This window comes from Brevibacterium sp. UMB1308A (genome assembly GCF_030230605.1).
Taxonomy (GTDB): domain Bacteria; phylum Actinomycetota; class Actinomycetes; order Actinomycetales; family Brevibacteriaceae; genus Brevibacterium.
The window spans coordinates 1-12,919 of sequence record NZ_JASPDO010000041.1 but is presented as its reverse complement, the minus strand read 5'-3'; the positions used below and the strand labels follow the sequence as shown (position 1 = coordinate 12,919).

Sequence of the window (12,919 nt, the reverse complement as noted above, 5' to 3'; positions counted from 1 at the left end):
CCCCCCGGATCATCGATGACAGGGCAAAAAAGCCATACCAGGACCAGCGACCAGATCCTCTGATGAGGACCTACAAATGAATGTAACGGGAACAACAGGTGGAGCCGGATCACAGCACTGGTATGCCCTTGCGACTGTAGTTCACGGAAGGTGCCGGGATACGGTCATCGACGGCCAGACATCGTCCACGGCTACAATCAAAACAGTCTTCCACAAGGGATACGTGACGCAATATCCGGAACGGGCCGAGCGGGATTTGGCGCTCGATCTAGCAGGGCGGCGTGGCCGCTACCGTGTGGAAAAAGACAAAGATTTATTAGATGGCGAACTCGGTGCAGGACTGGCGCGACGTACCCTTTTCGAAAGGGTTTGTGCTTACCTGTAGGTCATTTCACGCGGTAGCTCATTTCACGCCACAAGAGTTAGTTGGCGGTTGGACGCTGTGGGCGGACAACGCCACGCAACAGGACCAGGCCAGTGATGCGCAAGCGCTCGTTATCATAAGGGGACTATGGATTGATACCTCGGAGCATGTGGGCGAGTCTGTTGCAGGCGGACTCTTACGTTCTTTTGCACGCGAGTGGAACGATTTTTACGAGCACATAGGAAAAGTCGCAGGCCGTTACGTGGTATTCGTCATTGAAAATGATGACGTACATGTGTTCAACGACCCTTCAGGTTTGCGAACCGTGTATTACACGGAAGACGGTGACATCGTAGCTTCTCATCTCAAGTTGCTTGCTCGAACGGCTGGTAAGAAACTGAGCGGAAGCTCCACACGAACTGAAAAAGATCTTGACAGCACCTTATGCGCTGGCGTGTGGCAACTGCTTCCCAACTTTGCACTGAAAGCCAACAGTGGCTCCGTTAAGCGATTTTATCCTATGGAGAAGAATCGATACACCGAATGGGACTTAGAGGATAAGTTAAGTCGCGTACAAACCCTAATGAACCGAGTTCTTGGCAACGTGGCTGATCGATTCGGTGACAAAATTGCTGTGTCAGTTACTGGTGGTGTCGACAGTCGGTTCATTCTCGCTATGTCTCGCCCGTACTGGCACAACATGGCGGGCTACACTTACGGCCTAGAGAAAGCTCGCACCGCGACTTTTCGTGATCAGATGATGGCTCTGGACCAAGACCTCGTCACCCAACTGATAGACCTGACCCCGCTTAAGTCTCACCAGTTTCTTGACATCGCGAACCTTCCCAAAACTAGTCCAAAGATCCATCAGACCGTTCGAAGCAACACATGGCAGAACCACCTGCAGGGACTTTTGCCGGCCTACCGAGAAGTGTTTGCTGAGCCGGGTTGGGTCCATCTGCGTGGAAACGGGCTCGAGGTGGTCAAACGTTTCTGGCGCGCGCCATCAGTCAGCGCCACTGTAGCTTTACAACTTTTGGGCCTGCCAGAGTCACAAGAACGGATCAAGCGCGCAGAACAGCTCGGTTACTCGTGTGATCACTTCGATTTCCTCATGACTGACCTTCTCTACTGGGAGGTTCGGCTGGGTAAATGGCACGCCGAAATCATGAATGAACAAGACGTGGTCTACGAAACCGTTTTGCCAGTTTCCACCCGCGAGATATACGAGATTCTCCTGTCGTTTTCGCCCGCTGAACGTGCCGAGGCCTTTGCGCTACGCGAACTGATTAACCGCAACGCGCCTCTTCTGAACTTCATTGGTACCAACGATCGTCGCAACCTGTACGAACAGTTCCGTGACAGTAAGGCCGAACGCAACGCGCCAGTACCACTTTTCGAGCCACGTTTCGACGCCCCAGAGTCGGCGGAAGACAACGAGGAAGTCGAGGTTTTGCATGACCGAACTCTATACATTCCCGCCGATTACTTTGTGAGAAATGCTCTTGCCTCAGTGCTTTTTACACAGATCGAAGCAAATGGGGCGCTTCAGTTCACCATTAACCAGCCGTACGAATGCGCAAAGAACCGAGGCAAGTTCAGCTGGGAAGTTCTCGTCGACGATGAGCCTCTCCTGGAGTGCGACGGTGCCGCCACGTCTCTACCAGTCCGCGTGACCGTGCGTAATCTACGTGTGGGGGCCGAGGTTCGGGTCGGCTTACGTGCTCACGCCGATATGCGGGGAATAAAGTCCTGGCAGAATGCGTCATGGACAACCATTTCCGCAGTGGAGCAGGTTCCCACCGTTGTTGCCGAGGACATGCAGCCGATTGCCACGTGCGACTGCCCAGACGCCCGAGTGCCACAGGGCAAGAGTCTTGCCGGTTCGGTTCGCTTAATGAAAGACTCGGCGCGGTCGCTTCTCAAGCGCGCCAAATCCCGTACTAAGTAACTACTCGCCGCCCAGGCTGCGGCCACCATCCAGCGTGAGCACCTGGCCGGTGATCCAACTCGCCTCATCGGACAGGAGGAAAGCAGCGGCAGCGGCGACGTCCTCGGGCTCACCCAGACGCTTCATGGGGTACTCCGCGGACACCTGGTCCTCACGCCCCTCATACAACTTCTCCGCAAACTTGGTTTTCACCACAGCCGGTGCCACCGCGTTCACGCGCACCTGTGGCCCCAGCTCCATCGCCAACTGGCGCGTGATGTGCTCCACCATCGCCTTCGACGAACCGTAAAACCCAATCCCCACCGGCTGACGCGCCGCCGCAACCGACGACAGGTTGAGGACAGAACCACCTCGGTCCTTCATCCCCGACTCATACGCCGCCTGCGCCCACGCCAACGCGCCCAGCGCATTCACTTCGAAAATTTTGCGCGCAGCATCCAAATCCATCTCAATCATGGGACCGTACACCGGGTTGATCCCCACGTTGTTCACCAGAACATCCACCGGCCCGAACTTCTCGCGCGCAACCGCAAACACCTGCTCACGGTGCTCTGGGTCATCAGCCTTCCCAGCCACGCCAACAACCTGCAGCGGGCCACCAATCGTGGACGTCGCTTCAGCGAGCGTGTCCGCATTCCGACCCGTAATCACCACCTTGGCACCTTCGCGCGCCAACCGCTGCGCAACACCTAAGCCAATACCACGCGACGCACCCGTTACCACAGCAACCTTGCCACTGAAACGCTGCGGGTAGAACTTCCTACGCGACTGAGGCGACTCCGACCGGCTCACATTCGCATTCGACGCAACAACGGCCAGGGCCTGTGTATCTGTTGACTGTGGCACGACACACTCCTTTGGGCTAGGTGAAGCTTCCACCCTCAGCGTACCCCGCACACCTCACAAACTCATGAGACCGCCGAGGTGTCCCGCCGCTTCCGCTGTTACTGCAGCTCGAACTGTGCGTGGGGGAGTGCATCTTCTGCGATGCGCAAAACTTCCCGGAGTGCTGGTGACGTGTTTTCTTCGTGATACACCAAGACCAGCGGGGTGGGTGCGTGCCCGGTTTCTAAAGGTGTAGCCACCAGTGAGGTATCCGGCACGTCTGCCAGCGCTGGAGTGGTGTTGACCGCGATGCCCACACCTTCGTTGACGCAATACGCCATGGTGATGGAGTCTGGGACGGTTTGTGCAACGCGCGGTTTGAAGCCAGCGTCATGACACCAATGCATGAAGTTCTCACGTGCGAAATCCCCGGCCTGAGTCGCCAGCATGACGAACTCGTAGTCCTGGATGTCCTCAACCGTCACCCTGTCCAGCTGGGTAAGCGGGTGATCTTTAGGCGTGATCACGGCGTGGCGATCCAGGCTGATGACGCGCCCTGCGAGTCGCGGTGGCAACGAGTCCGTATACACCAGCGCCAGGTCCAGCTTCCCAGACAAAACTCTGGATATCCCCTCCACGCTGAACACCTTGCCATGGAGCTCAACCTTGATTCCCGGCGCTTGTTGCTGCATCGCCCTAATGAGCTGAGATACGTGAGTGCGACCAGAGGACATCGTAAAACCAAGGTTCACGGAACCAATGTTGCCTTCTTCAGCTAGGCGAACCGTGCGTTCTGCTTTCTCTACACTCCGCAGAATCTCCCTGGCCGGTTCCACTAACGCTGAGCCCGCTGCGGTAAGCGACACAAACCGCGCGGTGCGGTTAAATAACTGAACCCCCAGGCGGTCTTCGAGTTGCTTGATTGTACGGCTCAGTGGCGGCTGTGCAATCCCGAGGCGTTCCGCGGCGCGACCGAAATGCAATTCCTCTGCAACGGCGAGGAATGCTCGGGTCTGGTTCAGGTCGATGACACTCTTCTTTCTGCGAGGTGGCTTGGCGCTCGCGCGCGAGCGCGCGACTTCAATGACGCCCTGGTGGACTGCGAGTGCATGGATGCAACCAGAGTGCTAATGTCTTATGCACTCTAGTGCATGCATATGCACTGCCGTCCAGCCTCCCGATCTTATGTCAAGACGACTTGTTAAATCAAGGGGGCATCGCTAAAAGTTACCCGTGAGTCACTTAGGTGAGGATAACACCAAAGTGACCGCGGTATGTGCAACCGCAGAAGGCGCAAAAGACCCAAGAGTGAGAATATGGGATGAGCATGTAACTCATTACACCTACGAAGAAGAGGTTTTTGTGTCTACGTCACGCCCCACTTTTGGCCGCACCCCCACTGGGCCCCTCGCAGGCGTTCTTGTCGCTGACTTTTCTCGCGTGCTCGCCGGCCCTTACGCAACCATGCTCCTGGCCGACCTGGGCGCAACCGTCATCAAAGTTGAGGGCCCCACGGGTGATGAAACACGCGGATGGCGCCCACCGGTCCACGAAGGCGAAGCCACCTACTTTCTGGGTACCAACCGCAACAAACACGACGTGGTCCTGGACTTCAAAGACGAAAACGACTGCGCCCTTGCCCAGAAACTTGCCTCCCGCGCCGACGTCGTTGTCGAAAACTTCAAAGCCGGCGGTCTGAAGAAGTTTGGCCTCGACTACGACACGGTTGCTCAAACCAATCCGTCCGTGGTGTACGCCTCGATCACCGGATTTGGCGGAAATAACCCGCAACCCGGCTACGACCTTCTCATCCAAGGTCTTTCAGGCTTCATGAGCATCACCGGCGCTCCCGATTCCGCCGGCGGAGAACCCACCAAGGCCGGTTTCGCCGTCTTCGACATCATCACCGGCCTGCACACGGCGTTGGGCATCGTGTCTGCCCTGCACCACCGGCAAGAAACCGGCGAAGGCCAGCACGTTGAAACGAACCTGCTCAGTTCCGCACTGTCCGGCCTTGCGAACCAGTCCGCAGCGTTTGTCACCGGGGGAGTGGTACCCACCCGGATGGGCAATGAGCACCCCAGCCTGTACCCGTATCTGCCGCTTCCCACCGGCGAAGGAGACCTCCTGCTGGCTGTTGGCAATGACCGTCAGTTTGCCTCCCTGTGCAGGGTTCTGGAAATTCCCGAGGTCGTTCCCGACGAACGCTTCGCAACCAACGCCGGACGCACCGGCAACCGCACTGACTTAGCGCCCATCCTCATTGACGCGCTTTCACGAAAGTCCGCGCAAGAATGGTACGACCTGCTCACCGCTGCTGGAGTGCCGTGTGCACCCATCAACGACATCGCGCAGGGTGTCGCGTTGGCACAAAAACTGGGACTCAACCCCATTGCGACTCCGGAAAATACGCCCACGGTGGCCAACCCCATCACACTGTCTGCCACTCCTGTGAGCTATGACATGGACCCGCCGGGGCTAGGCAAGGACTCTGAAGACATCAAGCAGTGGCTACGTGAGTAGAATCTAGTCGCAAAGCGAACACGTCGACATACAGAGGAAAACTCCATGACAGTAATGGTCACCGGTGGCGCCGGATATATCGGATCCCACGTTGTGCGTCTACTCCACGAACGCGGTGACTCCGTGGTGATTGTGGACGACATGTCCAACGGTATTGCCTCACGCATTGAGGGGCTGCCGCTTGAGCAAATCGACGTATCTTCTCACACGGCAACTGAACAGCTGGGTGAGGTCATCAAGCGCTACAACGTTGACTCTGTTGTTCACTTTGCTGCCAAGAAAATGGCGGGAGAATCGGTAGAAAACCCACTCAAGTACTACCGCAACAATGTGGCTGGACTGGCGAATCTGCTTGATGCGCTTGTGGCTCATGGGGTCAACAGGCTGGTTTTCTCTTCATCTGCCCTGGTCTACGGCATGCAAGACCGGCTCCTGTTGGCAGAAGAACACGTAGGACAGCATCCATCCAACCCATACGGTGAAACCAAGCTCATTGGCGAATGGATGATCGACGACGTTGCCGCCGTATCAGACCTGCGGGCAATCAAACTCCGCTACTTCAACGTGGCCGGGGCCGGCTGGCCGGAACTCGCCGACACTGCCGTGCAAAACCTCATCCCCATTGTTCTCAACCAAGTAGAAAACGGGGAACAATCCGTGATCTTCGGAGACGACTACCCCACAGACGACGGAACATGCATCCGCGACTACATCCACGTCAAAGACTTAGCGGAAGCGCACGTGGTCGCGCTCGATGCACTGGAAGCAGGGTCCAACCCTCAGTCGGTTTACAACGTAGGCACCGGAAACGGGTCCAGCGTGCGTGAAGTCATCGCTGCGCTTTCTGATGCGCTGGGACGTCCCATCGACGCGGTTGTTGGTGACCGTCGCCCAGGTGACCCCGCGCGCCTGGTGGCAGATGTCACGGCAGCCAGGCAAGACCTCGGCTGGAAAGCAGAATACGGGCTGAAAGAAATCGCTCAGAGTTCCGTTGAAGCGCGTGGCCAGTAACGCGCACGTTGGCGTGCAGTGGGGCGCGTAGCGTAGGCGCAGTATGTGGGGTGGGTGGTCTTTGCTTAGACTAGGCCCATGGGAAAAAAGTCCAAGAAATCAACAGCTGATGTCATCGCCAAGCGCCTGGCGCGCCAACAGGCAGCCGCGTTCGTTCCGCGCCCCTTCGAAGGTCTGCCATTTGAAACCGACCTGGTGAGCCTGCGTGAACTGGTCCCAGCTGCAACCGCAACCGCCAAACTGACAGAAGAATACGGCGGTGACGACGTCACCTTCGCCACCCTCCTGCCCGCCGCGTGGCAAGCCATGAACCGCCAAGACGGCGTACTCATGGCCGGACTGCAAACCCCACACAGCTCTCCTGACCCGTCGCGCGACCTCGCCGCAGCGATCCTCAAGGTGAAGGAACAGGGTCCCGGCGCATACGCCGAACCCAACTCCAACCCAGGTGAGGGGCCGCGCCTGCAAGACATTCTTGACACCTCGGTCCCGTTCAAAGTCACGGTGAAAGAAACGTTTGATTACTGGCTACCAGAAGAAGTGGACCTGCCGGAAGACTCTGCGTTTAGCGAAGAACAGTTGCGTGAGGGACTCGAGCAGGCCAACCAGCGCATCAGCCCCACCGAAAAACTTGTGTCCGCGGAAGGCTGCTACTGGACCGAAATGGCCGGCCGCTGCTACGTGCGCTGGGCATTCACCGAACCAGAAGACACCGTCATGGACGGGCTGGCACGCCTGCACGCGGCCGGTGAAAACAACCTGGGCGGCCTGGGCAAGTACCTGGGGTGCTTCCGCGCTCACGGGATCGTGATCCCTGTGTGGGAACTGAGCGAAAACCAGACCCCAGACGACGTTGACGCCGTGTTGGGTGACTTTGCTAAGAAACTCCACGCAGCGATGGACGAAACCGGGTCGCTCACACCAGAACAACGTCGCGCAAAGTCCGGTGTGGTGTCACGCCAGCTGACCATCCGCTAATGAAGGTTGCTTATCTGGGCCCGGCCGCAACGTTTACCGAAGCGGCCCTGCTGCAGCTGATCGAATCGGGTGATGTGTGGGCCGGTGGGGCTGGGGCCGCTGGGGTCGGTGACATTGAGCGTGTGCCCGTTATCAGCGCCAACGCAGCGCTCGACGGGATCGCCAGCGGCGCGTATGACGCGGCGGTCATGCCCATTGAGAACTCGCTCGAAGGTGGTGTGCCCGCGACCCTTGATGCGCTGATGCGTGTGGGGCACGCGCGTATCGTGGCAGAAACCGTGGTGCCCGTGCGGTTTGTGCTGGCGGTGCGTCCGGGGACTGCGCTTGCCGATGTGCAGGCGTTTGGTACGCACCCGCACGCCGAGGCGCAGACCCGCGAATGGATGGGTGCGCATCTGCCGGATGCCCAGTTCATGCCTGCGTCATCGACAGCTGCAGCGGCTAAGCAGTTAGGGGCGGGTGAAGCGCCGTTCCACGCTACGGTGTGCCCTGAGTTGGCTGCCCAAGCGTATGGCTTGGAGGTTGTGGCGGACGATATTGGGACGGCGAAAAACGCGGTGACCCGGTTCATCCTGGTGAAGCCGAACCCGCAGTTGCCTACTCCCACGGGGGCGGACAAAACCACGATCGTGGCCACGTTGGCGACCGATAAGGCAGGTTCGTTGCTGGGGTTGCTAGAGCAGTTTTCGGCCCGGCGCGTGAACCTTTCGCGCATTGAGTCGCGACCAACTGGTGACGGGCTTGGGTTGTACAAGTTCTCAATTGATATTTCCGGTCACGTGCGTGAGCCGCGAGTTTCTGAGGCCTTGGCCGGGGTTCACCGGATGGTGCGTAAGCTGCAGTTCTTGGGTTCATACCCTGCGGCTGACGGTATCCCGGTTGAGGTCGACTCAACGAGCACGGCGTCGAGTTTTGATGACTCGACCGCGTGGGTGCGTTCGATCCTGGGGTGAAACGGCGGAAAGTGAGCGAAACTGCGCATTATATTGCGTAGTTTCGCTCACTTTCCGCCGTTTGGCGCCTCGGCTCAGCGAGCTTCTTGAGCTCTGTCAATGTGAACGTTGACAGTAATGTCTTCGTACGCGGGACCGTCCTCTGTCCATGCTTCGATGATGCCTCGAGCTTCGTCTGTAACAGCTGAGAGACTTGTCGCCTGTCCTGAAGCGCTGAGAGACGGAATCGTAAAAACCCATAGGTCGCCTTCACGGTGGGTGACGACGTCGTAGTCCGTTTTCATGCTCATTAGATCCACTCCTTTGGGATGACTATGAGTGTACGCGTGTAGGGCAAACGAGTCAGGCCCTGCGCTACACCCGCTCCACTACTCGGGGTCGTCGGGCAGCTCACCCGTGCGAGGCGCCAACCCCTGCACCGGGTGCACACCCAGCAGGGTGTTCAAGCGTGACAGGTTCAAGGTGCGGTCATGCACCAGCTGCCGCACCGCAAACCGGGTCAGCAACGGGCGAGCCTTCGCGCGCGCCTTCTTTAACACCTCGGGATTCTGACGCGCCATCGCTTTCTCAATCTTCTTAGCGCCGCCAGCCATTTTGGCCTTGCGTTCCCACCACCAGGCCTTGAGTTTGCTTAAGTCCGCAGGCATTTCCTCGAACTTCACAATGTTGTGCGACTGAGAGCGGGCCAGGATCGTGTTGATGGCCTTCTGCAGTACATACGGTTCGGGGTCGCCCACGTTGATGGGCCCGTTGATGTGCGGGTTCTTGATTGCTGCTTCAACGGCTGCGACCGCGTTGTCGATGTGGCACAGCGTAATCCGCTTCTTACCCCCGGCAGGCAAAGGCAGTACCCCATTTTCGACCCGCTTCAGGATGTACGGCATGGTGTTCCTGTCGCCAGCGCCGTAAATGGGGCCGGGGCGCAAAATGACAGCGTCGGGGCGAACGCGGTGTACCACCCGTTCGGCCTCCACAAGGGACCGCTCCAGTTCCGAGGTGTACCTCCCCGCCGTCACCAACGCGGACTCCTCGTACGCGCCGTCCAGATCAACCTGCGGGTCATAAACAAGAGCGCAGGAAAAGTAGATGAAGTTGGAATCGGGAAACGCGTCAAGCACATTACGGGTGCCCGTCACATTCACGGCGTGAGCGTAACTCGCAGTCATCCAGTCGTTCATACAACCGGCAGCGTGGACGACAGCCTGGGCGGCGTCCGCTCGTTCTTTAACCACCTCGGGCGCGGGGTTGCGAATATCCCAATCAAGGTGCCATACGCCGGGACGCTTGCGAGTGTTAGGCAGTCCAATGTCCCCGGTGAGAGGCTCAGCGAAGTCCGGGCACGTGCGACTCAGGCTGATAACTTGGTGCCCGCTTTTTGCCAGCGAACGCGCAACCGCGCCACCCACAAAACCTGAAGCGCCGGTGACCACAATGGACATGAAACCTCTTTCTCGTGTACTCGCTCTTTAGGTTATCGCCTTCATTTGCTGACACTGCACGCACACACAGCCAAGCGCCCTTCGAAAGCGATTTTCTCGCACAACTTCACACACTTTTTCATGCCATTTTCAAAGTTGAGCGGAATAGACTCAACCCTGGAAGCGTTGAAGATTTCAGAAGCTCAAACTCTGAAGCTTAGAAGTGTGAAAGGAATCTTATGGACGCTAAATTTACCTCGCGTTCGCAGGAGGCTCTGTCCGCTGCCATCAAGGATGCGGTCAACCGTGGCAACAACCAGGTTGAGCCGTCGCACCTGGTGAGCGCCCTCCTCGAACAGAAAGACAGTATCGCTGGTGCGCTCGTCACCGCCCTTGGTGCCGACCCAGCCGAAATCGCCCGCGAAGCTGCAGCCTTATCAGCGGCACTGCCGTCGCTGTCAGGCTCGACCGTGAGCCAGCCCCAGCTCAGCCGCCAGGGCCTGCAGCTCATCAACAACGCTGAGCGCGAAATGCAGGGCCTGGGCGACCAGTTCGTCTCCACGGAACACCTGCTGCTGGCGGCCACCCAAGACACCGGTGAAATGGGTCGTGTCTTAACCGGCCGCGGTGTCACCCGCCAAGCGCTGTTGGACGCGCTTCCCAGCGTGCGTGGGGGCAAGAAAGTGACAAGTGAAAACCCTGAGGACACGTTCCAGTCGCTGGAGAAGTTCGGTGTGGACTTAACCGCGGCGGCGCGTGAAGGCAAGCTGGACCCGGTGATCGGGCGTGACTCTGAGATTCGGCGCGTGGTGCAGGTGCTTTCGCGCCGGACCAAGAACAACCCGGTGCTCATTGGTGAACCCGGCGTGGGTAAGACCGCGGTGGTTGAGGGTCTGGCCCAGCGCATTGTGGCTGGTGACGTGCCTGAGTCGCTGCGCAACAAAACGCTGATCAGCCTTGACTTGTCTGCGATGGTTGCAGGCGCTAAGTACCGAGGTGAGTTCGAGGAACGCCTCAAAGCTGTCTTGGAAGAGATCAAGGCTTCCGATGGTCAGATCGTGACGTTCATTGACGAGATCCACACGGTTGTAGGTGCCGGTGCTACGGGCGATTCCGCGATGGATGCGGGCAACATGCTCAAACCCATGTTGGCACGTGGTGAGTTGCGCCTGGTAGGCGCGACCACACTGGATGAGTACCGCGAAAACATTGAAAAGGACCCGGCTCTTGAGCGCAGGTTCCAGCAGGTGTTCGTGGGCGAGCCAAGTGTCGAGGACACGGTGGCGATTCTGCGTGGGCTCAAGGAGCGTTACGAAGCGCACCATAAGGTGACCATTTCTGACAGTGCTCTGGTGGCCGCGGCCGCTTTGTCGAACCGCTACATCACGGGGCGTCAACTACCGGACAAGGCGATTGACCTGGTGGATGAGGCCGCGAGCCGTCTGCGCATGGAGATCGACTCTGCTCCCATTGAGATCGATGAACTCCAGCGCGCGGTCGACCGGTTGAAGATGGAAGAGATGGCCCTGGTCAACGAGTCCGATGACGCGTCGAAGGAACGTCTGGAAGCCCTGCGTGAGGACCTGGCGGACAAGCAGGAGAAGCTTGCTGGGCTCAACGCCACGTGGGAGGCACAGCGTGCTGGCCTCAACCGCGTGGGTGAGTTGAAAAAGAAGCTGGACAACTTGCGTAGCCAGGCTGAGATCGCGCGCAGAGATACCGACCTGGAGACCGCCTCGCGCCTGCTGTACGGCGAAATTCCTTTGGTTGAAAAGGAGATCGCCGAGGCGGAGGCCCAGGAAGCGAAGCAAGCAGCCAGTAACGACGCCGCTGGCGCCGGCAAGCGGATGGTGAATGAGCAGGTGGGTTCGGATGACATCGCCGAAGTGGTTTCCGCCTGGACGGGTATCCCTGCCGGACGTCTGTTGCAGGGCGAGCGGGAGAAGTTACTGCACGCCGAGGACGTGATTGGTAAGCGTCTCATTGGACAGAAGAAGGCTGTTGAGGCTGTGTCCGATGCGATCCGCCGTTCGCGCGCAGGCGTGTCAGACCCTGACAGGCCCACGGGTTCGTTCCTGTTCTTGGGACCCACGGGTGTGGGTAAGACGGAGCTTGCTAAGTCGCTGGCTGACTTCCTGTTTGATGACGAGCGTGCGCTGGTGCGGATCGACATGAGTGAGTACGGCGAGAAGCACAGTGTGTCGCGTTTGGTGGGTGCGCCTCCAGGGTACGTGGGTTACGAAACCGGTGGTCAGCTGACCGAGGCGGTGCGCCGCCGGCCGTATTCGGTGGTCTTGCTTGACGAGGTGGAAAAGGCTCACCCGGATGTGTTCGACATTCTGTTGCAGGTGCTCGACGACGGGCGTTTGACCGACGGTCAGGGGCGGACTGTGGACTTCCGCAACACGATCCTGATCTTGACGTCGAACTTGGGTTCGCAGTTCCTGGTGGACCAGAACCTGGATGACAAGCAGAAGCGCGACTCTGTCATGGGCGTGGTGAACGCGGCGTTTAAGCCGGAGTTCCTCAACCGTTTGGACGACATCGTGATGTTCGATGCTTTGAGCACCGAGGACCTCACGCACATCGTGGACCTGCAGATCGCGTCGATGCAGAGCCGTTTGAGTGAACGCCGTTTGACGCTTGTGGTCACGCCGGCTGCCAGCGAATGGTTGGCGCTCGAAGGCTACGACCCGGCGTACGGTGCACGGCCGCTGCGTCGCTTGGTGCAGCGTGAGATCGGGGACAAGCTGGCTAAGGAGATCCTGGCCGGACACATCCACGACGGCGACACCGTCACCGTGGACCGCGGGGACGAGTTTGCAGGTGAAGGCCTGCTCATCTCCTCCGTGGGCGAACGGTAGGGGAGTGTTACGGCGCAAAGCGAGCAAAACTG

General features: G+C 58.7%; 11 protein-coding genes. 7 read left to right on the top strand and 4 right to left on the bottom strand.

Going from position 1 to position 12,919, the window contains the following annotated elements; translation table 11 throughout:
* Positions 1 to 76 precede the first annotated feature (76 nt).
* Positions 77 to 385 (top strand): hypothetical protein, encoded by a 309-nt coding sequence (locus QP868_RS11615; protein WP_284926727.1) that lies wholly within the window; start codon positions 77 to 79, stop codon positions 383 to 385.
* A complete protein-coding gene (locus QP868_RS11610) occupies positions 372 to 2,315 on the top strand; it encodes a hypothetical protein (protein ID WP_284926726.1) in 1,944 nt (647 codons plus the stop codon). Before QP868_RS11615 ends, QP868_RS11610 begins: the two co-directional genes overlap by 14 nt.
* On the opposite strand, the gene QP868_RS11605 is transcribed toward QP868_RS11610, so the two are convergent.
* Both QP868_RS11605 and QP868_RS11600 read right to left on the bottom strand, forming a co-directional pair.
* Positions 2,316 to 3,161, bottom strand: a complete 846-nt coding sequence (locus QP868_RS11605) for an SDR family oxidoreductase (RefSeq protein ID WP_284926725.1) — start codon at positions 3,159 to 3,161, stop codon at positions 2,316 to 2,318.
* Positions 3,162 to 3,259: 98 nt separating this feature from the next.
* A complete protein-coding gene (locus QP868_RS11600) occupies positions 3,260 to 4,162 on the bottom strand; it encodes a LysR family transcriptional regulator (RefSeq protein ID WP_284926728.1) in 903 nt (300 codons plus the stop codon).
* Between the two features lie 340 nt (positions 4,163 to 4,502).
* On the opposite strand from QP868_RS11600, the gene QP868_RS11595 reads away from it, so the two are divergent.
* The 4 genes from QP868_RS11595 (at position 4,503) to pheA (ending at position 8,605) form a co-directional block, all read left to right on the top strand.
* The gene (locus QP868_RS11595; RefSeq protein ID WP_284926724.1) at positions 4,503 to 5,663 is read left to right on the top strand and encodes a CaiB/BaiF CoA transferase family protein; all 1,161 of its coding nucleotides are present in this window, start codon (positions 4,503 to 4,505) and stop codon (positions 5,661 to 5,663) included.
* A gap of 45 nt (positions 5,664 to 5,708) precedes the next feature.
* On the top strand, positions 5,709 to 6,674 hold the full coding sequence (gene galE / locus QP868_RS11590; RefSeq protein ID WP_284926723.1) for a UDP-glucose 4-epimerase GalE: 966 nt from the start codon (positions 5,709 to 5,711) through the stop codon (positions 6,672 to 6,674).
* A 78-nt stretch (positions 6,675 to 6,752) separates the two neighbouring features.
* Positions 6,753 to 7,652, top strand: a complete 900-nt coding sequence (locus tag QP868_RS11585) for a DUF5926 family protein (protein ID WP_284926722.1) — start codon at positions 6,753 to 6,755, stop codon at positions 7,650 to 7,652.
* Entirely contained in the window at positions 7,652 to 8,605 is a 954-nt protein-coding gene (pheA, locus tag QP868_RS11580; RefSeq protein ID WP_284926721.1) for a prephenate dehydratase, read from the top strand. Before QP868_RS11585 ends, pheA begins: the two co-directional genes overlap by 1 nt.
* A 74-nt stretch (positions 8,606 to 8,679) precedes the next feature.
* On the opposite strand, the gene QP868_RS11575 is transcribed toward pheA, so the two are convergent.
* On the bottom strand, positions 8,680 to 8,895 hold the full coding sequence (locus tag QP868_RS11575) for a hypothetical protein (protein WP_284926720.1): 216 nt from the start codon (positions 8,893 to 8,895) through the stop codon (positions 8,680 to 8,682).
* 78 nt (positions 8,896 to 8,973) lie between these two features.
* Positions 8,974 to 10,044 carry an NAD-dependent epimerase/dehydratase family protein gene (locus tag QP868_RS11570; protein ID WP_284926719.1) on the bottom strand — a complete coding sequence of 357 codons (1,071 nt, stop codon included), beginning with the start codon at positions 10,042 to 10,044 and terminating at the stop codon, positions 8,974 to 8,976.
* A 218-nt stretch (positions 10,045 to 10,262) separates the two neighbouring features.
* Between QP868_RS11570 and clpB the strand changes: the two genes are divergently transcribed.
* Positions 10,263 to 12,887 (top strand): ATP-dependent chaperone ClpB, encoded by a 2,625-nt coding sequence (clpB, locus tag QP868_RS11565; RefSeq protein WP_284926718.1) that lies wholly within the window; start codon positions 10,263 to 10,265, stop codon positions 12,885 to 12,887.
* Positions 12,888 to 12,919: the final 32 nt, after the last annotated feature.

Coding starts and splice junctions, on each gene's coding strand:
- pheA (WP_284926721.1), top strand. CDS start 7,652: ATGAAGGTTGCTTATCTGGGCCCGGCCGCAACGTTTACCGAAGCGGCC.
- QP868_RS11570 (WP_284926719.1), bottom strand. CDS start 10,044: ATGTCCATTGTGGTCACCGGCGCTTCAGGTTTTGTGGGTGGCGCGGTT.
- clpB (WP_284926718.1), top strand. CDS start 10,263: ATGGACGCTAAATTTACCTCGCGTTCGCAGGAGGCTCTGTCCGCTGCC.
- galE (WP_284926723.1), top strand. CDS start 5,709: ATGACAGTAATGGTCACCGGTGGCGCCGGATATATCGGATCCCACGTT.
- QP868_RS11615 (WP_284926727.1), top strand. CDS start 77: ATGAATGTAACGGGAACAACAGGTGGAGCCGGATCACAGCACTGGTAT.
- QP868_RS11575 (WP_284926720.1), bottom strand. CDS start 8,895: ATGAGCATGAAAACGGACTACGACGTCGTCACCCACCGTGAAGGCGAC.
- QP868_RS11585 (WP_284926722.1), top strand. CDS start 6,753: ATGGGAAAAAAGTCCAAGAAATCAACAGCTGATGTCATCGCCAAGCGC.